General features: G+C 60.7%; 20 protein-coding genes. 16 read left to right on the plus strand and 4 right to left on the minus strand.

Going from position 1 to position 21,082, the window contains the following annotated elements:
• The first annotated feature begins 176 nt into the window (after positions 1–176).
• The 6 genes from ruvC to ASF70_RS20600 all read left to right on the plus strand — a co-directional run bounded on the left by ruvC (position 177) and on the right by ASF70_RS20600 (position 3,952).
• Positions 177–686: a crossover junction endodeoxyribonuclease RuvC gene (gene ruvC / locus ASF70_RS20575; protein WP_062460782.1), complete on the plus strand. Its 510-nt coding sequence runs from the start codon at positions 177–179 to the stop codon at positions 684–686.
• Positions 687–867: 181 nt separating this feature from the next.
• Entirely contained in the window at positions 868–1,485 is a 618-nt protein-coding gene (ruvA, locus tag ASF70_RS20580) for a Holliday junction branch migration protein RuvA (protein WP_062460779.1), read from the plus strand.
• A gap of 211 nt (positions 1,486–1,696) precedes the next feature.
• Complete coding sequence (gene ruvB, locus ASF70_RS20585) at positions 1,697–2,737, plus strand: Holliday junction branch migration DNA helicase RuvB (protein ID WP_062460777.1); 1,041 nt, start codon at positions 1,697–1,699, stop codon at positions 2,735–2,737.
• 31 nt (positions 2,738–2,768) lie between these two features.
• Entirely contained in the window at positions 2,769–3,257 is a 489-nt protein-coding gene (locus ASF70_RS20590) for an NUDIX hydrolase (protein ID WP_244474113.1), read from the plus strand.
• A gap of 55 nt (positions 3,258–3,312) precedes the next feature.
• Entirely contained in the window at positions 3,313–3,534 is a 222-nt protein-coding gene (locus tag ASF70_RS20595; RefSeq protein WP_062460771.1) for a DUF2945 domain-containing protein, read from the plus strand.
• Complete coding sequence (locus tag ASF70_RS20600) at positions 3,527–3,952, plus strand: hypothetical protein (protein WP_348270996.1); 426 nt, start codon at positions 3,527–3,529, stop codon at positions 3,950–3,952. The genes ASF70_RS20595 and ASF70_RS20600 overlap by 8 nt, the downstream gene beginning before the upstream one ends.
• Positions 3,953–3,970: 18 nt before the next feature.
• Here the strand turns inward: ASF70_RS20600 and ASF70_RS20605 are convergent, their stop codons facing one another.
• The 3 genes from ASF70_RS20605 to ASF70_RS20615 are packed head-to-tail and all read right to left on the minus strand — an operon-like array spanning position 3,971 to position 6,874.
• A complete protein-coding gene (locus tag ASF70_RS20605) occupies positions 3,971–4,840 on the minus strand; it encodes an NAD(P)-dependent oxidoreductase (protein ID WP_062582420.1) in 870 nt (289 codons plus the stop codon).
• Entirely contained in the window at positions 4,837–5,646 is an 810-nt protein-coding gene (locus tag ASF70_RS20610; RefSeq protein ID WP_062582422.1) for a glycosyltransferase, read from the minus strand. Before ASF70_RS20610 ends, ASF70_RS20605 begins: the two co-directional genes overlap by 4 nt.
• Before the next feature lie 7 nt (positions 5,647–5,653).
• Complete coding sequence (locus ASF70_RS20615; RefSeq protein ID WP_062582424.1) at positions 5,654–6,874, minus strand: NAD-dependent epimerase/dehydratase family protein; 1,221 nt, start codon at positions 6,872–6,874, stop codon at positions 5,654–5,656.
• A 122-nt stretch (positions 6,875–6,996) separates the two neighbouring features.
• Between ASF70_RS20615 and ybgC the strand changes: the two genes are divergently transcribed.
• The 10 genes from ybgC (at position 6,997) to glmM (ending at position 18,460) form a co-directional block, all read left to right on the plus strand.
• Positions 6,997–7,446, plus strand: a complete 450-nt coding sequence (gene ybgC, locus ASF70_RS20620; RefSeq protein WP_062583118.1) for a tol-pal system-associated acyl-CoA thioesterase — start codon at positions 6,997–6,999, stop codon at positions 7,444–7,446.
• Between the two features lie 267 nt (positions 7,447–7,713).
• Positions 7,714–8,433: a protein TolQ gene (tolQ, locus tag ASF70_RS20625; RefSeq protein ID WP_062582426.1), complete on the plus strand. Its 720-nt coding sequence runs from the start codon at positions 7,714–7,716 to the stop codon at positions 8,431–8,433.
• Between the two features lie 27 nt (positions 8,434–8,460).
• Positions 8,461–8,919, plus strand: a complete 459-nt coding sequence (gene tolR, locus ASF70_RS20630) for a protein TolR (protein WP_062460755.1) — start codon at positions 8,461–8,463, stop codon at positions 8,917–8,919.
• A 9-nt stretch (positions 8,920–8,928) separates the two neighbouring features.
• A complete protein-coding gene (locus ASF70_RS20635; protein WP_062460751.1) occupies positions 8,929–10,110 on the plus strand; it encodes a cell envelope integrity protein TolA in 1,182 nt (393 codons plus the stop codon).
• A gap of 11 nt (positions 10,111–10,121) precedes the next feature.
• Positions 10,122–11,426 carry a Tol-Pal system beta propeller repeat protein TolB gene (gene tolB / locus ASF70_RS20640; protein WP_062460748.1) on the plus strand — a complete coding sequence of 435 codons (1,305 nt, stop codon included), beginning with the start codon at positions 10,122–10,124 and terminating at the stop codon, positions 11,424–11,426.
• Between the two features lie 173 nt (positions 11,427–11,599).
• On the plus strand, positions 11,600–12,142 hold the full coding sequence (gene pal / locus ASF70_RS20645; protein WP_062460745.1) for a peptidoglycan-associated lipoprotein Pal: 543 nt from the start codon (positions 11,600–11,602) through the stop codon (positions 12,140–12,142).
• A 304-nt stretch (positions 12,143–12,446) separates the two neighbouring features.
• Entirely contained in the window at positions 12,447–13,469 is a 1,023-nt protein-coding gene (gene ybgF / locus ASF70_RS20650) for a tol-pal system protein YbgF (protein WP_062582428.1), read from the plus strand.
• Positions 13,470–13,479: 10 nt separating this feature from the next.
• Positions 13,480–14,814 (plus strand): tRNA lysidine(34) synthetase TilS, encoded by a 1,335-nt coding sequence (tilS, locus tag ASF70_RS20655; protein ID WP_082471997.1) that lies wholly within the window; start codon positions 13,480–13,482, stop codon positions 14,812–14,814.
• A 103-nt stretch (positions 14,815–14,917) separates the two neighbouring features.
• Complete coding sequence (ftsH, locus tag ASF70_RS20660) at positions 14,918–16,852, plus strand: ATP-dependent zinc metalloprotease FtsH (protein WP_062461836.1); 1,935 nt, start codon at positions 14,918–14,920, stop codon at positions 16,850–16,852.
• A 252-nt stretch (positions 16,853–17,104) separates the two neighbouring features.
• Positions 17,105–18,460 (plus strand): phosphoglucosamine mutase, encoded by a 1,356-nt coding sequence (gene glmM / locus ASF70_RS20665; RefSeq protein WP_062460737.1) that lies wholly within the window; start codon positions 17,105–17,107, stop codon positions 18,458–18,460.
• Between the two features lie 74 nt (positions 18,461–18,534).
• Here the strand turns inward: glmM and ASF70_RS20670 are convergent, their stop codons facing one another.
• The gene (locus tag ASF70_RS20670) at positions 18,535–20,370 is read right to left on the minus strand and encodes a glycoside hydrolase family 15 protein (RefSeq protein WP_062582433.1); all 1,836 of its coding nucleotides are present in this window, start codon (positions 20,368–20,370) and stop codon (positions 18,535–18,537) included.
• Between the last annotated feature and the right edge of the window lie 712 nt (positions 20,371–21,082).

The raw sequence follows: 21,082 nt of genomic DNA on the forward strand, positions 1-21,082 counted from the left end.
ACCAACGCCATTAGGAAAAGGTTGTTGCGGTTGGATCACCACTTCTGCCCAAAACGATGCGGTTATGGTTAACAAAAGATGAACGCTTCCGACGGCTTCGGTCCGCATGTTGGCCTGCAGAGTCACTCCGCGTTTCGGCCTTGGCGCAGGATTCCCGGCGTGACACAACAGTTGCCATGACAAAACCGATTCGCATCATCGGCATCGATCCGGGGCTTCGCCGCACAGGGTGGGGTGTTATCGAGACATTGGGAAACTCGTTGCGCTTTGTGGCATCGGGGACGGTCGTGTCCGACGGTGACATCGACCTCGCCTCGCGCCTCTGCCAGCTGCACGATGGTCTGGCCGAAGTTGTGCATACCTACACGCCAGACGAGGCGGCGGTCGAGCAGACGTTCGTCAACAAGGATGCGGTGGCGACGCTGAAGCTTGGTCAGGCGCGTGGCGTCGTGATGCTGGTGCCGGCGCGTGCCGGGTTGCCTGTTTCCGAATATGCGCCAAACGCGGTCAAGAAAGCCGTCATCGGCGTTGGCCACGGCGAGAAGCAGCAGATCCACATGATGGTGAAGATCCTGATGCCGAAGGCGGAGTTCAAGGGTAATGATGCCGCCGACGCGCTGGCGATCGCCATCTGCCACGCCCATAACCGCGTTGCAAACCGCATGCGCCAAGCTTTGGCCGGCTGACGCATCAGCCTCTTCTGTTCTTGACTTGTTCTGCCGCCCTCAGTAGGTATTTCGGCAGAGGCCGTACGCTCGCATCGGCTTCTGACGCGCGATGCAGCGCGCTATCGTGCCTGTTTCCCGATGCTCGGCATCATGATTTCCGGAACCCATTCTCCTTCATCCTCAGCGGCGGACCTAAAACATGATCGGCAAGCTCAAAGGCACTATCGACGAGATCGGCGAGGACTACGCGCTCGTTGACGTGCACGGCGTCTGCTACGAAGCCTTCTGTTCGGCCCGCACGCTGGCCCGCCTCAATGTGGGCGAAGCGGCGGTGCTGTTTATCGAGACCTATGTGCGCGAGGACCAGCTGAAACTGTTCGGCTTCCTGTCGGCACTGGAGCGCGAGTGGTTCAACCTCCTGCAGAGCGTGCAGGGCGTCGGCGCCAAGGTGGCGCTGGCCTTGCTCTCAACGCTGACACCGGGCGAACTGGCCAATGCGATTGCGCTGCAGGACAAGACCGCAGTGTCGCGGGCACCCGGCGTCGGCCCCAAGGTCGCCGTCCGCATTGTCACAGAACTCAAGAACAAGGCGCCCGCCTTTGCCGGCGAGGCATCCGCCAATATCGGCTTCAAGCAGGAACTGGGCGAGGGCGTGGCGTCTGCGCCCGTCAGCGATGCGGTCTCGGCGCTCACCAATCTTGGCTATTCTCGCGATCAGGCGGCCAATGCAGTCGCCGCTGCTTTGAAGGCAGCCGGTGAGGATGCCGACAGCGCCAAGCTGATCCGGCTGGGTCTGAAGGAACTGGCGAGGTCGTGATATCCGGGGTACGGGGATATCGGTAGGGCCGGACAATTGCGGGAAGTAACAGATTGGGTGCGTTCACGACCATGGCTCTTGAAGGTCAGATCAGGATAGCGATCAAGGATCGCGGCGTGCCGAGAGTTGCTGCTCCACATGGCCGGTGCCACTGCTCCTTGACATCAGACACAAAGGCCGCATCCTGCGCGCCCGAGATGGAAATTCTTGCATGACCGACGAAAACCGCCTCATCTCGCCGGAAAAACGGGGCGAAGATTTCGATACGGCGCTGCGCCCGCAGTCGCTCGACGAGTTTACCGGGCAGGCAGAGGCTCGCGCCAACCTCAAGATCTTCATCGAGGCCGCCAAGAACCGGGGCGAGGCCCTGGATCACGTGCTGTTCGTCGGCCCGCCGGGTCTCGGCAAGACCACGCTTGCGCAGATCATGGCCAAGGAACTGGGCGTCAATTTCCGCTCGACCTCCGGTCCTGTGATTGCAAAGGCCGGCGATCTGGCGGCGCTTCTGACCAATCTCGAAGACCGAGACGTGCTGTTCATCGATGAAATCCACCGTCTCAACCCGGCGGTCGAGGAAATCCTCTATCCAGCGATGGAAGATTTTCAGCTCGATCTGATCATCGGCGAAGGGCCGTCGGCACGGTCGGTGAAGATCGACCTGTCGAAATTCACGCTGGTTGCTGCCACCACCCGTATCGGGCTGTTGACGACGCCGCTGCGCGACCGGTTCGGCATTCCCGTGCGCTTGTCGTTCTACACGGTCGAGGAACTGGAAGGTATCGTCCGGCGTGGTGCGCGCCTGATGAACCTGCCGATGACCGATGGCGGCGCGCGCGAGATCGCACGGCGCGCCCGTGGCACGCCGCGTATCGCCGGACGGCTGTTGCGCCGTGTCCGCGATTTTGCCGAAGTGGCGCGTGCGGAAGCCGTGACCAAGGAGATCGCCGACGAGGCGCTGATCCGCCTCAATGTCGACCACGCCGGTTTCGACCAGCTCGACAAGCGCTATCTCAACATGATCGCCGTCAACTTCGGCGGCGGGCCCGTGGGTATCGAGACGATCGCGGCGGGACTTTCGGAGCCGCGCGACGCGATTGAGGATATTATCGAGCCCTACATGATCCAGCAGGGCTTTATCCAGCGCACGCCGCGGGGACGGGTGCTGACGGCAGTCGCCTGGAAGCATCTCGGCCTGCAGCCGCCCAAGGATATGGAAGCGGCCCAGTTCAGGATCAGTTTCGACGATGAGTAAAAGCGACGAACCCCAGGATTTGCGCATCCGGATGAAGTTCAAGCCGAAGCGCATTTTTCAGATGCGCATCGCGGGGCTTGGTTTCCGCGATGGCCATGTGCTGGTGCACCGCGCCGTGCATGAGACGTTCTGGACCTTTCCCGGCGGACGCGCGGAAGTGGGCGAAACCTCCGAGGAAACCCTGAAACGCGAGATGGTCGAGGAACTCGGGGCGGAGGTGAAAGTCGGACGGCTGCTGTGGGCGGTCGAGAACTTCTTCCGCTATGAAGAGCGCGACTGGCACGAACTCGGCTTCTACTATCTGATGGAGCTGCCGGAGAGTTTCCCGTTTCACCCGACCGAGATCGTCCACCGGATCGTCGACACGCACGAACTCGAGTTCAAGTGGGTCAAGGCGACGAGGGACTCGCTGAAGGCGCTGGATATCCCGCCGTATTTTATCGCGGAGGAAATCGAAGATCTGCCTGCGAGCCCGAAACACGTGGTCTGGCGCGATGGCGATCTCGATCTGAAAGACTGATGTTGGAACATCCTTTGCTCCCTTGAGTTTTTTCAGGAGTAGAAGGAGATGATCCATGCAGAAGATCAGCGTCGGAAACGAAGTCGAATGGAAATGGGGAAAGTCGAAGGCCGAAGGTAAGGTCGCCGAGAAGTTCACCAAGGATGTCGAGCGCAAGATCAAGGGCAAGACGATCAAGCGCAAGGCGGATGCCGACAAGCCCGCCTTCCTCGTCAAGCAGGAAGACGGCGACAAGGTTTTGAAAAGCCAATCGGAGCTGAAGAAGACCGATGGCTGAAAGATCTTCGCACGAACATCAGCACGAGCAGTCTAAGACTCGCGCGCGCAGCCCGTCCAAACCATCGCAGCTTGACCACAAGCCGCCGGCCGACGTTGCGGCTGCGGCCGAGAAGGGCTTGAAGCTGCGCGCCGAATACCGCCGCGGCGGCACGACGGTCGGGATAGCACGCGCTCGCGATCTTCAGCATCGCAAGCATCTGTCGGAACAGACGGTGAAGCGGATGGTGAGCTACTTCAAGCGTCACAATGTCGACAAGCGCTCCGACAATTTCGGCGACGACGGCAACCCATCTGCTGGTTACATTGCCTGGCTTCTGTGGGGCGGCGACGCCGGCCAGAAGTGGGCTGAAGAGCACATGAAGCAGATCGACAAGACGAAGCAAGAGGCCAAGACGCAACGCGCCTCGTCCCACTAGGTCGTAGCGTGGATGAGATCAGGAGGAGGCGAGGCGGCGAATTGTTTGCGCAAGCAGCGGTTTGCCACCGCCCCTCCAGCCAAGCGCCTCGATCTTTGCCGTCGGCATGACGCGCACTTGCGACAGATCAGCCTTCTCGGGCAAGCGGCGGCCATTGTCGACGTGACTGAGGATCTCGCTTCGATCGGTGAGTATGTCTGACACGTTGAAACTTTCGCCGGCGATCCTGACGGCCTCGGCTTCCAGCATCAAACGAACGGCGGAGCCGACATCGCTGCCGTTTACTTCCGTTCCCGCACGCGGTTCGATGACGCCGCCGGAACGGTAGGTTTCAAACATCTGATCCCATTTGTTGGGTCTCAGATGTCCATAGACACCAGTCAACCGCAGGCTTGCAGTCGAAAAGTCCGGGTCGCAAAGCCCGGCGACTGCCAATTCGCCTTTATGCTTGATCTCGCCGTAGAGACTTGTCGGTGAAAGATCCGTGTCTTCGATCAGCGGCAACCCGTCAGGCAGGCCGTCATAGACAGCGCGGCTGGAGATGAGGACGGCGCGGCGGAGACCGGCTCGTTTGGCAGTCTCGAACAGTTTCATCGTGCCATCGAGGTTCATGCGGGCAAACCGCGTGGGATCGTCGCCTTCGCCGCCCCGGTATCTTCCCGCGACGTGGTCGAAGGCGGCGTGGACGAAGAAATCGGCATTGGTGAAGACATCACTCTGGTCGAGATCGGGATCGAGCGAGAGGGGGACGAATTCGACTGGTTTCGAGAACAGGTCGGTTTGCGGCCGTGTCCGGCCGCCGACAATCACCTCATAGCTGGCATCCAGCAGCGCCTCTACGACATAGCGGCCAACGAGCCCGGTTCCGCCGGAGACGAGGACCTTCATGGGAGGCGCGCCGGATTGGGGAGCGCGGCGATGTCAGGTGTGCGGCCTTCGTAGAAGTCCCGCCAGAGATCGATCAGCGGCTTCAACTGCTGCGCCTTCGGGTGATTCTTCTCCCAGGGCTTTTCATACTGGTAGTGGAGGATGCCGATGCTCTTCCAGTTCCAGAGATCCGGCATGGCGAACCATACATATTGCAGCATGTTCATGGTCACCGGCAGGCCGTGCCAGTCCGGAAAGAAGTGTTCCAGAAACGTCTGGTCGGTGCGGCGCCAGAAGACGTCGGGCACATCCAGCGCTGCCATCATGGCGTCGAAGGTCTGCAGCGAGGGTTTGGCTACGAAGACGCCGGAGTTCATCCGGTGGAAGTCGGCCATGCTCTCGTAGACGTTCGGTGCCGCGGAAAACTCCGGATAGGCGAACAGCTTGTCTATGTTCTTCAGCACCAGCGCGTCCGCATCGACGAAAACGACCTTGTCGTAGTCGGTCAGCTGCCACAGGCGCAGCTTGCAGAAGTTGTCGAGCGGCGTGTGGAACTCCGGCTTGTTGCCTTTGGTAAAGGGCGCCGCCCCATGCAGGTTCTTTCGGGCGTGACGGTCGTTGAACGCGTCGGACAGCGGAAGGTGCGCGACTTCCACCAGCCTGCAGCCTAGGGCCTCGAGCGGGCCAAGGTCGGAAGCTGAGACCGCAGCCGTATACAGCACGACGATCTCGGCCGTGGTCCCGGTCAACCTGATCGATCGGGCCAGCGCCGTCGCGCCCATCGCGTAATCGGCATTGGTGACGAGGGTGACGAAGGCGTTTTTCATCGCGCCATCACGAGACGGATTTCAGCCGCAAGCCTTCCGGATCGTGCTCGACCTTGGCGGCGATATCGCGCGTCCAAGCGGAAACGGCGGGGACACGGCTGCGATCGACGCGGTAGGCATATTTCTTCGCGACATCAACGATCTCGGCGAGCAGTCCTTCGCCGAGCGTGGTCGGCTGCAGGCCAAGGCTCAGGAACTTGTCGTTCTTCACGACGAGATCGTTTTCGGGGGCTTCCTTGCGCGGGTTGGGCAGCCAGGCAATCTGGGCGCCGCTCATCTTGGAGATCATTTCGGCGAGATCACGGACCCGGTGGGTTTCCGTCATCTGGTTGAAGATCTCGACCCGGTTGTTTCGGGCGGGCGGTGTGTTGAGCGCGATCTCGATGCAGCGTACCGAATCCTGGATGTGGATGAAGGCCCGGGTCTGCCCGCCGGTTCCGTGGACGGTCAGCGGATAGCCGATCGCCGACTGGATCAGGAAGCGGTTGAGAACCGTGCCGTAATCGCCGTCGTAATCGAACCGGTTGATCAGCTGCTCGTGGCGGCGGGTCTGCTCCGTGTGGGTTCCCCAGACGATGCCCTGGTGGAGATCGGTGATCCGCAGGCCGTCGTTCTTCGCGTAGAACGCAAACAGCTGCTGATCGAGGCATTTCGTCATGTGGTAGATCGAGCCGGGATTGCTTGGATAGAGGATCTCCTGGCTAACCGTGCGCCCATCCATCGTCTCGATGCCAACAGGAAGGTAGCCTTCCGGGATCGCCGCACCGACGGTCGAGTAGCCATAGACACCCATTGTGCCCAGGTGGATGAGATGCGCGTCGAGGTCGAGCTCGACCATGGCGTTCAACAGATTGTGCGTGGCGTTGACGTTGTTGTTGACAGTGTAGTTCTTGTGGCGGTCGCTCTTCATCGAATAGGGGGCTGCCCGCTGTTCGGCGAAGTGGATGATGGCGTCTGGACGGTTCGCCGCCAGCCAACCCTTCAGAAGCTCGTAATCCTTGGCAAGGTCGATCAGGTGAAAGTGGATGCGGCGGCCGGTCTCGGCGTGCCAGATGCGGGTCCGTTCCTGAATGCTGTCCATCGGCGTCAGCGACTGAACACCGAGTTCCGTATCGATCCAGCGGCGCGACAGGTTATCGAGAATATGCACCTCGTGGCCGGCATCGGACAGGTGAAGCGATGTCGGCCAGCCGACGAAACCATCGCCGCCAAGGACTGCAATCTTCATGAATGTTCTCTCCGTTCGCGGGTGCCCTATTTTATGCGGGCGGGAAGTATGACAGGACACCGAAAGTGGATCGGTATTCCGCCTTTATCCAGGGGATGAAGATGGAATTTCAAGGCAAGCTTATGACAGAGCAGAATTTTTTGTTATCCGGAGAACTGATCGAGGGCGGTCACAGCCTCGTCCAGCGGGTCTATTACGAGGACACGGACTTCTCCGGCCTCGTCTATCACGCCCGCTACCTGCACTTTCTCGAGCGCGGCCGAACAGACTATCTGCGGTGCCTCGGCTGCGAGCAGGGTGCGCTTCTGTCGGCGGATGAGGAGGGGCTGGTCTTCGTTGTTCACCGCATGGAGATCGACTTCAAGCAACCGGCCCGGATGGACGATATCCTGACGATCCGGACGATCACCGAAAAGGCCGGTGGCGCCAAGATGGTGCTGACCCAGGAAATCCGCCGCGGCGAAACGCTGCTGATCGCGGCGAAGGTGGTCATCGCCGTCATCAACAGACACGGCCGTCCACGACGACTGCCGGAGGCGATCGCGGAGAAGTTTCTAACAGCGCCGATCTGAGCTTTAGACAATAGAGCCAAAGCGCTGATCAAGCTTGCGGCCGTAACACATTATTAACGATAATGTAGTCTTACTAACCCGTGAGGAATTTGTGCAACGCACGCCTTCCTTTGACCAAATTTGAAGGCGAGAAGCCAAGCTGAAAACTCAGGACATCTTGGGCGTTAGGCGGCGATCTCGGCGGACAGAAACATTCTCGCGAGAGCGCGCTTTGGAACCCGCCCGGTTGTGAAATGCCGGGCGTTTGGATTCGGGGATTGAAGACAGATGGAACAGGTAGCTCTGGAAGCTGCGACGCATGACGTGAGCCTTTGGGCGCTGTTCATGCAAGCCGGACTGATCGTCAAGATGGTGATGATCGGGCTGATGGGTGCCTCGGTCTGGACCTGGGCGATCGTCATCGACAAATATATGGCCTTTTCAAAGGCGCGGCGCCAGTTCGACCAGTTCGAGCAGGTGTTCTGGTCCGGCCAGTCGCTGGAAGAACTTTACCGCACCCTTGGCGAGCGCCAGAACACGGGCCTTGCTGCCATCTTCGTTGCTGCCATGCGCGAGTGGAAGAAGAGCTTTGAACGCGGCGCCCGTTCGCCGATCGGTCTCCAGATGCGTATCGACCGCGCCATGGACGTGACGATGTCGCGTGAAGGCGAGGCCTACGAGGCACGTCTCGGTTCGCTGGCGACCATCGGTTCGGCCGGTCCGTTCATCGGTCTGTTCGGTACCGTCATCGGTATCATGACCTCCTTCCAGGCGATCGCCGGATCGAAGTCCACCAACCTTGCGGTCGTTGCACCGGGTATCGCCGAAGCGCTCTTGGCAACCGCCATCGGTCTTGTCGCCGCTATCCCGGCGGTTATCGCCTACAACCGTTTCATGGGCGAAGCTGGCAAGCTTTCATCGCGGATGGAAGGTTTTGCCGACGAGTTCTCGGCCATCCTTTCGCGCCAGATCGACGAGAAGCTGCAGCCACGCCAGGCCGCTCAGTAATCAGGCACAACGCCAGGAGTAAGCACCATGGGCATGTCGGCCGGAGGAGCAAAATCGGGAGGCGGTCGTCGCGGACGTCGCGGTGGGCGCAGCCGTAGCGGCGCGATCAGCGAAATCAACGTCACGCCGCTTGTCGACGTCATGCTCGTGCTTCTCATCATCTTCATGGTCGCCGCACCGATGATGACTGTCGGCGTGCCGATCGACCTGCCTGAAACCCAGGCCAAGGCGATGAATTCCGATACGCAGCCGATCACCGTTTCGGTCAATCCGGAAGGGCAGATCTTCCTGCAGGAAACCCCGATCACGATCGACGAGATCCTGCCGAAGCTGCAGGCAATCGCCACGACCGGCTATAACGAGCGCATCTATGTGCGTGGCGACACTGCCGCTGCCTATGGCGTGGTGATGAAGGTCATGGCCCGCATTTCGTCTGCCGGTTACAAGAACCTCGGCCTCGTTACCCTTCAGGAACAGGAGCAGTGATCCCACGCCATGAAGGGTAGTATCGGCACATCGCTGGTTCTCCATTCGGTGCTTCTCGGCTGGGCGCTTGTCTCGCTGAGTTCACCGATGCAGCTCAACGTCGCCGACGTCGAGGCGCTGCCGGTCGACATCGTCCCGGTGGAATCGATCACCCAGATGCAGCAGGGTGACAAGAAGGCGCCTCTCACCGAAAAGCCTTCGGTGAAGGAAACCAAGAACCAGAAGGTCGTCGAAAACGCCGAGAATGCCGGCGAGAGCGACATCGACCTGAAGTCCCCGCCGACACCGGCCAAGAAGCCCCTGAAGACCGAAGCCGCCGCCGCGCCAAAGCCGGTGGAGCGCCCGACGCCGACCCCGACGGACGAGGACAACCAGGTCAAGGATATCGTCAAGGAAGAGACGGCGCCGAAGCCTCAGGAAGTGGCAGCGCTGCCGCAGCCGAAGCCGGAGCCGACCCCGCCAAAGCCCGAGCCGACGCCGCCCAAGGCCGAGACACCGCCACCGACCCCAACTCCGACCGAAGCCAAGACCGAGGAAGCGCCGCTCCCCGACAGCGTTCCGCTGCCGGCTGCCAAGCCGAAGCAGGAACCGCCGAAGGAGCAGGCAAAGCCCGTCGAAAAGCCGGTCGAGAAAAAGCCTGACCCGCCGAAGCCGACCGAAACCGCCAAGGCGGATACCAAGGCGACGGAAGCTTCAAAGCCGACCGACAAGAAGGAAGGCAAGAAGCAGGAGACGGCCAAGTCCTCGTCTTCCAAGGCCAGCGACTTCAATGCCGACCAGATCGCAGCGCTCCTCAACAAGCAGGACGCGTCGGGCGGCGGTGCGAAGCGTTCCACGTCGCCTGCCTCCACGGGCAGCACGAAGCCGTCGACCGGTTCGAAGCTCAGCGTCAGCGAAATGGACGCGTTGCGCGGGCAGATCGGCAAGAACTGGTCCTATATCGCCGGCATCGAAGGTGCAGAAGGCGTGGTCATCCGCGTCCATATGCGGCTCGACCAGTCGGGCATGATCGTCGGCGAACCCGAAGTTTCCTCAAGCGGCGGTTCAGATACGGCCCGCCGGACGCTCGAATCCAGCGCGCGCCGCGCTGTCTTGCGTTCGTCGCCGTTCAAGAACCTGCCGGCAGACAAATACGATGCGTGGAGCGAAGTCATCGTGAACTTCAGCCCCAGCGATCTTGATATGCTTTGAAAGGCCAAACCATGATCAGACGTTCCTTCCTCGGGCTCATGATGGCGTCCGCCGGTGCTGCCGCGATCTCCAACCCCGCAAACGCGGTGGTCGAGATCAACATCAACAAGGGCAATGTCGAGCCGCTGCCGATCGCGATTACCGATTTCCTGTCCAACAACGAGCTTGGACCGCAGATTTCGCAGGTTATCGCCGCCGATCTTCAGCGTTCGGGATTGTTCGCGCCTGTGAACAAGCAGGCGTTCATCGAAAAGATCACCGATCCGGGCCGCGCGCCGCGTTTCGAAGACTGGAAGGCGATCAACGCCCAGGCGCTGGTCGTCGGCCGTGTCAGCCGTGAAGGCGACGGTCGTCTGCGCGCCGAATTCCGACTCTGGGATACGTTTGCCGGCCAGCAGATGACAGGCCAGCAGTTCTTTACTCAGCCGGAAAACTGGCGTCGTCTGGCGCACATCATCGCCGACGCGATCTATAAGCAGATCACCGGCGAGCAGGGCTACTTTGACACCCGCGTCGTGTTCGTATCCGAAAGCGGTCCGAAGACTGCCCGTCAGCGTCAGTTGGCAATCATGGACCAGGACGGTTTCAACGTCCGCATGCTGACCGGCACCAAGGATCTCGTGCTGACGCCGCGCTTTTCGCCAAGCCGTCAGGAAGTCACCTACATGTCGTTCGAGGGCAACCAGCCGCGGGTCTACCTGCTGCAGCTGGAAACCGGACAGCGCGAAGTGGTGGGCAATTTCCCGGGCATGACGTTCTCGCCGCGCTTCTCGCCTGACGGTCAGAAGGTGATCATGAGCCTTCAGCAGGAAGGCAACGCGAATATCTACACGATGGACCTGCGTTCGCGCACGACGACGCGCCTGACGTCGACGGCTGCGATCGATACCGCGCCATCCTATTCGCCCGATGGTGCGCGCATCACGTTCGAAAGCGACCGTGGCGGCCGCCAGCAGATCTACGTGATGGGGGCCGACGGTTCGGGCCAGAGCCGCGTCTCGTTCGGCGATGGTTCCTATTCGACGCCGGTCTGGTCGCCGCGTGGCGATCTGATCGCGTTCACCAAGCAGTCGGGCGGAAAGTTCTCGATCGGCGTGATGCGTCCGGACGGTTCTGGCGAGCGCATTCTGACATCGGGCTTCCATAACGAGGGTCCGACCTGGGCACCGAACGGGCGTGTTCTGATGTTCTTCCGCCAGAACGCCGGCGCCGGTGGTCCGCAGTTGTATTCGATCGATCTCAGCGGCTATAACGAGCAGATGGTCAAGACACCGGCATTCGGGTCCGACCCGGCCTGGTCGCCGCTTCTTGAATAGGAGGCACGTTTGAGGCGCGGCAGATCTGCCGCGCTTGCGTTCCAACCGGCAGCGAACGACTGAAAAATAGGGCACCGGAAGGAATTCGTTAACCATAAGCGTTTGATCATGGTTAACCTAAATCCGTTAGAGTTCGGCAACTCTTAAATTAAATGATCAAGGAGAGAACGGCCATGAGCCGCATTCATACCCCGGCGATGAGCCGTATGCAGACCCTCGCTCGCAACCCGGCCGTCATCGCTCTGACGCTGGCCCTCGCTCTCGCAGGCTGCGCCAACAAGAAGAACCTTCCGAACAACGCGGGTGACCTTGGCCTCAACGGCGGTGGTGCCGGCGGCTCGGCAACACCTGGCTCGAGCCAGGACTTCACGGTCAATGTCGGCGACCGGATCTTCTTCGATACGGACTCGACCTCGATCCGTGCAGATGCCCAGCAGACGCTCGATCGTCAGGCTCAGTGGCTGCAGCGTTACCCGAACTACGCGATCACCGTCGAAGGCCATGCCGACGAACGCGGTACACGCGAATACAACCTGGCACTCGGCGCCCGTCGCGCTTCGTCCACCAAGGAATATCTTGCTTCGCGCGGCATTCCTGCCAACCGCATCAAGACCATTTCCTTCGGCAAGGAACGTCCGGTCGCAGTTTGCGACGACATCTCCTGCTGGTCGCAGAACCGCCGCGCGGTTACCGTTCTCGGTGGCGCTGGCATGTAATGCCGGTGAGGGGCGGGCCAGTCCCCGTTCCACACATGACATTTTGGTGAGAAAAGGTGGCCTTCGCGCCACCTTTTTTGTTTTTCCTTAGTTTGGCCCCGTTTCCCTTGATTTTGAACGTCGACTTGGTTGCTTTTTGACGGCAGTTCAGAAAAATCCGTATTGCGCCAATCCGGCGCAAGCTACAGCGCCGCGCACCGGGTTTCCGATGCGCACAGCGCGTTGTAGAACATAGGTTGCGCTTCGTTCTTTCCGAAAGCCATTCCGGCTTGAGGGCCGAAGCGCGGGAAGCAGGACGGACGACATGAAGAAAATTGTCTTGGCAGCGATGCTGGGGCTGGCGGCGATGGCGGGCCCTGCTGGGGCCTTCTCATTTCCGAAACTCTTCCAGGGCGAGCAAAGCGTTCCGCAACAGCCGCAGGCCGAACAACGGCCTGTGATCCTCGCGCAGGGCGGCGATGCCGTCCGGACGCAGCAGCTTCAGGAAGAGGTACGGCAGCTTAACGGCCGTATCGAGGAAATGAGTTATCAGCTCCTGCAGATGCAGGAACAACTGCGCAAAACGCAGGAAGATAACGAATTCCGTTTCCAGGACCTGGAAAAGAAGAAGAGAAGCGACTTGGGCGACACGGGCGGGCAACCGGCCGTGGCGTCCAACCGCCCTTCGTCTTCGGCTTCCTCCGGCGAACCCTCCCCACCTGCCGCGCAAGGCGCCGACGACGTGGCTCGCATCATTGGTGAGCCTTCCAGCCCATCCGCGACCACAGGCAACCGCGCCGCACCAGCGCCAACAACGCTTGGCTCGATGAATCTCGACACGAGCGGAAATACTGTCGGTGCGTCCCGCAACGACAATGCCCGCAATTCGGCCGGTCTTCCCGGTGTTGCTTCCGGCTCGTCGCGCAGCGGTGGGTCGCAGGATCCGCAGCAGACGGCCTCGCTCGGCAGTGAGGGCGACAGCTACAAGATCGCCTATGACCATGTTCTTTCCGGCGACTACCCGCTCGCCGAGAAAGAATTCTCCAGCTACCTTGCCAGCTACCCGAAGAGCTCACGGGCCGCAGACGCCAATTTCTGGCTCGGCGAAGCGCAGTTCTCGCAGGCGAAATATGCCGATGCGGCAAAGACCTTTCTCAACGCGCACCAGACCTACGGCAAGTCCGCCAAGGCGCCGGAAATGCTGCTGAAGCTCGGCATGTCGCTTGCGGCTCTCGACAACAAGGATACGGCCTGCGCAACGCTTCGCGAGGTTCCCAAGCGCTATCCGAATGCGCAGCGCGCCGTGCTTGGCAAGGTGACGACCGAGCAGAAGCGGCTGTCCTGCTGATCCCGCGGCGGTGACCACCCCGGATCCATCCCCGCAGTCAGCGGTTCGTGAATTTCTCGCCGGTCTTTCAAGGCCGGCGAAACTGCTTGTGGGGATCTCCGGCGGCAGTGATTCGACCGGGCTTCTGCTCGCGCTTCAGGAGGCGCTGGCCACTGACCCGGAAGGCGGGATCGAACTTGCCGCCGCAACGATCGATCATGCGCTGCGGGCCGAATCAGGCGCGGAGTCCGGCGCGGTGGCATTTCTTTGCGCACGCATGGGCATCCCCCACACGATCCGCCGCTGGGACGGCGACCAACCAACGACCGGCATTCCGGCTGCTGCACGAGAAGCTCGCTACCGGCTGCTGATGGAGATCGCTGACGAGATCGCAGCTACCGCCATCCTCACGGGCCATACGCTGGATGACCAGATCGAAACGGTGGCGATGCGCGCAGTGCGCAACGGCACGAAGGGCAAGCTGGGTCTGGCGGGCATGGCAGGTGCAGTCCTGCTCGACAGACGGCGCTGGCTGCTGCGACCGTTTCTGTCTGTGCGTCGCTCAGCGATCCGGGATTTTCTTGCAGCGGGAGGCGAGGGCTGGATCGACGACCCTAGCAATCTCGACAGCCATTACGAGAGGGTCAGAACTCGAAATGCTCTGGCGGGCATCGAAACGGTGACGATGGACGAGATCGCTGCGGCCGGCGCTTCGCGAACGCGTCTGTCCCGCCATGCGGCGGAACTGGCCCGCGAGCAGCTGACGATCAGCCATGGGGTTCTGGCTTTTCTGCGGGTCGAAGCATTGGGCGGCGATCCACTGGCTCGGGACCATCTGCTCGGACATCTCATCGCGCTCCTGGGCGGACGGGAACACGTTCCTTCGACCGAGACGATGACACGGGTCGCGGCATTTTTGGATGGCCGGCACCTCGGCCGAATGTCTGCAGGGCGGGTCATCTTCGATCTGCGTCGGGATGGGCTGTATCTTTACCGGGAAAGCCGCAATCTGAACCCTGTTCGCATCGCGGCGGGGGCGGTGAAGGTCTGCGATGGCCGATACCGCGTCCACAACCCAACCAATAGCGAAATCGTGATCGGGCCGACCATTCCCGATCGCACGCTGGCGGGCTCGCTTTTCCCGAATGCGCCCGGGTCGGTCGCGATGCGGGCCATGGCGGCAATGCCACAGGTGCAAACACTCGAAACTGGCCTGCTGCACGCGATTGACATGCACCCGGTCCTGGGGACGTTCGAACGCTTCCTGTCGCAGTTCGAGCTCGAGATTGCAGCCCAGTTCGCCGATTTGGTCGGATGCGACGATATACCCCCGCTTCCGGTTAAGCTTTCGCAGCGGAAAAGCTAGGCGTCCGTGCCGGTTCGCCTTGGCAATGCCAAAGCTCAACCCTATGTTAGGTTCCAAGAAGGGCGGTCGCCATGATGTGACCGTTGGCATACTGGGGAGTTCGATGAACCCAAATTTTCGCAATTTTGCCCTCTGGGCCATTATAGCCCTGCTGCTGATCGCTTTGTTCAGCATGTTCCAGACGGCGCCGTCGCAGACGTCCTCGCGCGAAATTCCGTATTCGCAGTTCCTGCGTGACGTGGATTCCGGCCGCGTTCGCGACGTCGTCGTGACCGGCAATCGTGTCCTCGGCACCTATACCGAGAACGGCACCAATTTCCAGACATACTCCCCGGTCATCGATGACAGCCTGATGGAGCGTCTTCAGTCGAAGAACGTCTCGATCATGGCTCGCCCCGAGACAGACGGATCGTCTGGCTTCCTGAGCTATATCGGCACGCTGTTGCCGATGCTGCTGATCCTCGGTGTCTGGCTGTTCTTCATGCGCCAGATGCAGGGTGGCTCACGCGGTGCGATGGGCTTCGGCAAGTCGAAGGCGAAGCTTTTGACCGAAGCGCATGGCCGCGTCACGTTTGAGGACGTTGCCGGCGTCGACGAAGCCAAGGCTGACCTCGAGGAAATCGTCGAATTCCTGCGCGATCCGCAGAAGTTCCAGCGTCTCGGCGGTCGTATCCCGCGCGGCGTGCTGCTTGTCGGCCCTCCGGGCACCGGTAAGACGCTGCTCGCCCGTTCGGTCGCAGGTGAAGCCAACGTGCCGTTCTTCACGATCTCCGGTTCGGACTTCGTGGAAATGTTCGTCGGTGTCGGTGCATCCCGTGTGCGCGACATGTTCGAGCAGGCGAAGAAGAATGCGCCCTGCATCATCTTCATCGACGAAATCGACGCCGTCGGCCGTCACCGTGGCGCAGGCCTCGGCGGTGGTAACGACGAACGCGAGCAGACGCTGAACCAGCTTCTGGTCGAGATGGACGGCTTTGAGGCGAACGAGGGTATCATCCTCATCGCCGCAACCAACCGTCCCGACGTTCTCGATCCGGCACTTCTGCGTCCAGGCCGTTTCGACCGTCAGGTCGTCGTCCCGAACCCTGACATCGTTGGTCGTGAACGCATCCTCAAGGTGCATGCGCGCAACGTGCCTCTCGCTCCCAATGTGGATCTCAAGGTTCTTGCCCGTGGTACGCCCGGTTTTTCCGGTGCCGACCTCATGAACCTCGTCAACGAATCTGCCCTGATGGCAGCCCGCCGTAACAAGCGCCTTGTCACCATGCAGGAATTCGAAGACGCCAAGGACAAGATCATGATGGGTGCCGAGCGTCGCTCGTCCGCCATGACCGAAGCCGAAAAGAAGCTTACCGCCTATCACGAAGCCGGTCATGCGATCACCGCCCTCAAGGTGGCCGTTGCCGATCCGCTGCACAAGGCGACCATCATTCCGCGCGGCCGTGCGCTCGGCATGGTCATGCAGTTGCCGGAAGGCGACCGCTATTCGATGAGCTACAAGTGGATGGTGTCGCGCCTGACCATCATGATGGGTGGCCGCGTTGCCGAAGAACTGACGTTCGGCAAGGAAAACATCACGTCCGGTGCATCCTCTGACATCGAGCAGGCGACCAAGCTTGCGCGTGCCATGGTCACCCAGTGGGGCTTCTCCGACATCCTCGGTCAGGTCGCCTATGGTGAAAACCAGCAGGAAGTCTTCCTCGGACATTCGGTTTCGCAGTCGAAGAACGTGTCCGAATCGACGGCCCAGAAGATCGATAGCGAAGTGCGCCGTCTGATCGACGAAGCCTATACGGAAGCGCGCCATATCCTGACTGAATACCACGATCAGTTCGTGGCCATCGCTGAGGGCCTTCTCGAGTACGAAACCCTTTCGGGTGACGAAATTAGAGCGCTGATTCTCGGCCAGAAGCCGTCGCGTGACCTTGGCGACGATTCGACGCCAAGCCGTGGTTCGGCTGTGCCGAGCGCCGGTGCAAAGAAGGACGAGCCGAAGGGCGATGCGCCCGAGGGCGGTCTTGAACCGCAGCCGCACTGATCTCTTCTGCATCAAACCTATTGAAGCCGCTGCGGAAACTTCCGCGGCGGCTTTTGCTTATCGACCTTAGCAGGGCTGGTTCGGTAACGGGATATAAGCGATTTTGACGGTAATTTAGGTGCCAACGCAGATGAACTGTGGCATGAGCCGATCTTGGACGGCAGTGCCGCCGATCCGCTCGGGCATGTTGCACATACAGACATAACCGGGCGAAGACCGCGCTTTTGAGAGCGCGTGTACCAGGGAGCTTACATGACACGCCGCTATTTTGGGACTGATGGCATCCGCGGGCATTCCAACGTCTATCCGATGACGCCAGATCTCGCGATGCGCGTCGGTATTGCCGTCGGAACAATTTTTCGCAACGGAACGCACCGCCACCGCGTGGTGATCGGCAAGGATACCCGTCTTTCCGGCTACATGCTGGAAAATGCCATGGTCGCGGGCTTTACCGCAGCCGGCCTCGACGTGTTTTTGCTTGGCCCGATCCCGACGCCCGCCGTTGCCATGCTGACGCGCTCGCTGCGTGCGGATGTCGGCGTGATGATTTCCGCTTCACACAACCCGTTCGAGGATAACGGCATCAAGCTGTTCGGCCCCGACGGCTACAAGCTTTCCGATGAGCTGGAAATGCGGATCGAGGATCTGCTCGACAGCGACCTCCATTCGCAGCTGGCAAAATCGGCCGATATCGGTCGCGCCAAGCGCGTCGAGGGCGATATCTACCGTTATATCGAACAGGCCAAGCGCACGCTCCCGCGTGACGTGACGCTGCACGGTCTTCGGGTCGCGATCGATTGCGCCAATGGTGCCGCCTACAAGGTCGCGCCGCTGGCTCTGTGGGAGCTCGGCGCCGAAGTGGTCACTATCGGCAACGAGCCGAACGGCACCAACATCAATCTCGATTGCGGCTCAACCAGCCCGGCGGCGCTGCAGCGCAAGGTCCACGAGACGCGCTCCGATATCGGCATTGCGCTCGACGGCGACGCGGACCGTGTCATCATCGTCGACGAGAATGGCGATATCATCGATGGCGACCAACTGATGGCGGTCATCGGCGAAAGCTGGGCGGAAGACGACAAGCTGACCGGTGGCGGCATTGTCGCGACCGTCATGTCCAATCTCGGGCTCGAGCGCTTCATGGAGACCAAGGGCCTGACGCTTGCGCGCACCAAGGTCGGCGACCGGTATGTGGTCGAGCACATGCGCAATCACGATTTCAACGTGGGTGGCGAACAGTCCGGTCATATCGTGCTGTCGGATTTCGGCACCACCGGTGACGGTCTTGTCGCAGCCTTGCAGATCCTTGCCCGCGTAAAGCGGCTCGATCGCCCGGTGAGCGAAGTCTGCCGCCGGTTTGAGCCGGTGCCGCAGCTGTTGAAAAACGTACGCTTCGCCGGTGGCAAGCCGCTGGAAAACGCCGTTGTGCGGCAGGCGATCGCGGATGCGGAAGCCGAGCTTGCCACCAAGGGCCGACTCGTCATCCGCCCATCGGGCACCGAGCCGCTGATCCGTGTCATGGCTGAAGGCGACGACCGGGCCCAGGTCGAGCGCATCGTCGGCGATCTCGTTACGGTGATTGCCAACGCCAGACCGGAAGCGGCCTGACGGATCGTTCGGATCTAGCCTCTCCCGGCTATGACGGGAGAGGGATGGGCCACGACCTTGTGGCCGTTCGCTGGTTACGGCCGCCACTGCCTGAACTTGCCGTCCAGTGCGCCGTCGAGGTAGAAGGCGGCGCTGATCAGGGCGAGGTGGGTGAAGGCCTGCGGGAAGTTGCCGAGGAACTCACCGCGCGGATCGAATTCTTCCGCATAGAGCTGCAGGTGATTGCCGAACAGGAGCAGCTTTTCCATGTTGATCTCGGCTTCCGCCAGGCGACCGGCGCGGGCGAGGCACTCCACATACCAGAATGAACAGGCGGCGAAGAAGCCTTCATCGCCGTCCAGGCCGTCCTTGCGCTTGTAGCGCATGACGAGCGCATCATCGGCAAGTTCGTTGCCGATTGCATCGAGCGTCGCCAGCCAGGCCGGGTCGGTGGCACTGATGAAGCGCACGAGCGGCATCATCAGCATGGACGCGTCGAGATCACTGCCGCCCTTGGCATGAACGAAGTGCCCGAGATCGGCATTCCAGAAGTTTGCCCAGATGTCGTCGCTGATGGCATTGCGTGCCTCGACCCAGCGTCCGAACGGAGCTGTTAGCGACCGCTTCTGCGCAAGCCGGATGGCACGATCCACCGCGACCCAGCACATAAGCCGGGAATGCAGATGTTCCTGCGGCTCGCTGCGGATTTCCCAGATGCCGGCATCGGCGTCCTGCCAGATGTCGCAGACGTGGTCGACGATACGCCGGACAGCATTCCAGTTGTCGTGGGAGATTGCCTCGCCGTATTTGTTGCTGATATAGACCGAATCGAGAAGCTCGCCGTAGATGTCCAGCTGGATTTGTTCGGCGGCATTGTTGCCGACGCGGATGGGTTTGGCACCGCCATAGCCCGAGAAGTGGTCGAGTTCCTGTTCGGTGTCGACGCGACTGCCATCGAGATTGTACATGATTTGTATTTCCCCACCTGGCGACCGGTCCGTCCTGTCGACGAGCCAGTGGGAAAATGCGTTCGCTTCGTCCTGATAGCCAAGGCGCATCAGCGCGTAGATCGTGAAGGAGGCATCCCGGATCCAGGTCGCACGGTAATCCCAGTTTCGCGGGCCGCCCGGAGCTTCGGGCAAACCGAATGTTCCCGCTGCGGCAATGGAACCGTTCTTTTGCGAGGTCAAAAGCTTGAGCGCCAGTGCCGAGCGCGTGACGGAGGAGCGCCAGCGACCGGTATAGGTCGAGCGTTTTGCCCAGCCCTGCCAGTATTCTATGGCGTCCGCGATTGCAGCGCTGACAGCGTCCTTGTCCCAGACGTCGCCGTCATTTCCGTCCAGAACAAAGTCGGCCGTCTCTCCGGCTTTCAATGAAAACGTGGCGCTGACACCGCCGTCTTCCTTTTCGAAGGTCACCGGGCCCGAGAGGCGAAGGGTGAAATCACCGCAGCGGAACGTTGAAACGCCGCCGTCGACCGTGACCTCGGGCACCTTGCGCGCATAGTCGAAGCGCGGCCAGCAACGCAGCGAAAACGTCATCTCGCCGCGGGTGACTTCAACCCGGCGGATCAGGTTCTCCACCCCGTCCTCGGTTTTTGGCACCGGCATCAGATCGACCACTTCGGCGCTCTGGTGCTGTCCGAGCCAGCGGGTGAGGAGGACGTTGGTCTCGGGGATATACATCTGCAGACGACGGGCATCGTCGATGTCAGGCGAAAGCTCGAACGCGCCGCCCTTTTCCGGATCGAGGAGTGCGGCGAAGATGCTGGGACTGTCCAGATCCGGCCAGCAGAGAAAATCGATCGCACCATCGCGCGCAACCAGCGCCAGGGTTCTCAGATTGCCGACCGCACCATGTTCGGCGATCGGTCGCGGCACGTCGGCGTGGACCGCCAATGATTTCCCAGTATCGGTATTCAGTTGTGTCAAAACCTGACCCTTTCCTATGCAGAACGGACAACTCCGAAGCAGCAGATCGGTTCGCCGATAACGTCTTGGCTCGCCAAGAAGTTACCCCTGATTTTTTAGGGATCGAACTTCGAGATGGTGCGTTCTCTTTCCCGCAAGGACGGGATGGAAGAGATGCAGCACGTTAAAATCGAAGCTGTCCGCAGGGCAGCGGTCAAACTTGTCGCAAGGCATGAGCAGGAAAAACTGAGGACTGCGCTCGCCGACCATCTTCGATCCGTGGCCGAGTTGAAACGCAAAGCCAAAGCGGACCGGGAAGGCTGACCGACGCGCGTGGGCGGCAGGCGAGGGCGTCATTCACGAAAAATTCGCCGATAATTTTTTAGAATTCACTTATATAATGTGAACATGTCGTTAAGAGCAGTGTGCTGTTAACCGCAAATCTTCACGAATATAACCTTGCTGGGATTATAGTTAATCAGCATTTAACCTTTTTTCTTCATTCTTCATTGTCAAAGAGGTGGCCGGGCGTCGTGCCTGCCATTGACGCGACAAGCTTGGAGATGAGCCATGAAGAAGTGCCTAGCAGCCACGATGGCGTTCTTGCTGACGACCACCGTTGCCTATTCCGCGGATGTCTATCAGCCGCAGCCGGAAGCCTTTCAGGATGCACCGGAAGTGACCGTTCAGGAGTCGACCGGGTGGTACCTGCGCGGCGACGTCGGTTATTCCT

Source organism: Rhizobium sp. Leaf321 (assembly GCF_001423215.1).
Taxonomy (GTDB): Bacteria; Pseudomonadota; Alphaproteobacteria; order Rhizobiales; family Rhizobiaceae; genus Neorhizobium; species Neorhizobium soli.

Excerpts from the sequence above, each read along its gene's own strand:
- ruvC (WP_062460782.1), top strand. The coding sequence starts at position 177 with ATGACAAAACCGATTCGCATCATCGGCATCGATCCGGGGCTTCGCCGC.
- ruvA (WP_062460779.1), top strand. The coding sequence starts at position 868 with ATGATCGGCAAGCTCAAAGGCACTATCGACGAGATCGGCGAGGACTAC.
- ruvB (WP_062460777.1), top strand. The coding sequence starts at position 1,697 with ATGACCGACGAAAACCGCCTCATCTCGCCGGAAAAACGGGGCGAAGAT.
- ASF70_RS20590 (WP_244474113.1), top strand. The coding sequence starts at position 2,769 with ATGAAGTTCAAGCCGAAGCGCATTTTTCAGATGCGCATCGCGGGGCTT.
- ASF70_RS20595 (WP_062460771.1), top strand. The coding sequence starts at position 3,313 with ATGCAGAAGATCAGCGTCGGAAACGAAGTCGAATGGAAATGGGGAAAG.
- ASF70_RS20600 (WP_348270996.1), top strand. The coding sequence starts at position 3,527 with ATGGCTGAAAGATCTTCGCACGAACATCAGCACGAGCAGTCTAAGACT.
- ASF70_RS20605 (WP_062582420.1), bottom strand. The coding sequence starts at position 4,840 with ATGAAGGTCCTCGTCTCCGGCGGAACCGGGCTCGTTGGCCGCTATGTC.
- ASF70_RS20610 (WP_062582422.1), bottom strand. The coding sequence starts at position 5,646 with ATGAAAAACGCCTTCGTCACCCTCGTCACCAATGCCGATTACGCGATG.
- ASF70_RS20615 (WP_062582424.1), bottom strand. The coding sequence starts at position 6,874 with ATGAAGATTGCAGTCCTTGGCGGCGATGGTTTCGTCGGCTGGCCGACA.
- ybgC (WP_062583118.1), top strand. The coding sequence starts at position 6,997 with ATGACAGAGCAGAATTTTTTGTTATCCGGAGAACTGATCGAGGGCGGT.
- tolQ (WP_062582426.1), top strand. The coding sequence starts at position 7,714 with ATGGAACAGGTAGCTCTGGAAGCTGCGACGCATGACGTGAGCCTTTGG.
- tolR (WP_062460755.1), top strand. The coding sequence starts at position 8,461 with ATGGGCATGTCGGCCGGAGGAGCAAAATCGGGAGGCGGTCGTCGCGGA.
- ASF70_RS20635 (WP_062460751.1), top strand. The coding sequence starts at position 8,929 with ATGAAGGGTAGTATCGGCACATCGCTGGTTCTCCATTCGGTGCTTCTC.
- tolB (WP_062460748.1), top strand. The coding sequence starts at position 10,122 with ATGATCAGACGTTCCTTCCTCGGGCTCATGATGGCGTCCGCCGGTGCT.
- pal (WP_062460745.1), top strand. The coding sequence starts at position 11,600 with ATGAGCCGCATTCATACCCCGGCGATGAGCCGTATGCAGACCCTCGCT.
- ybgF (WP_062582428.1), top strand. The coding sequence starts at position 12,447 with ATGAAGAAAATTGTCTTGGCAGCGATGCTGGGGCTGGCGGCGATGGCG.
- ftsH (WP_062461836.1), top strand. The coding sequence starts at position 14,918 with ATGAACCCAAATTTTCGCAATTTTGCCCTCTGGGCCATTATAGCCCTG.
- glmM (WP_062460737.1), top strand. The coding sequence starts at position 17,105 with ATGACACGCCGCTATTTTGGGACTGATGGCATCCGCGGGCATTCCAAC.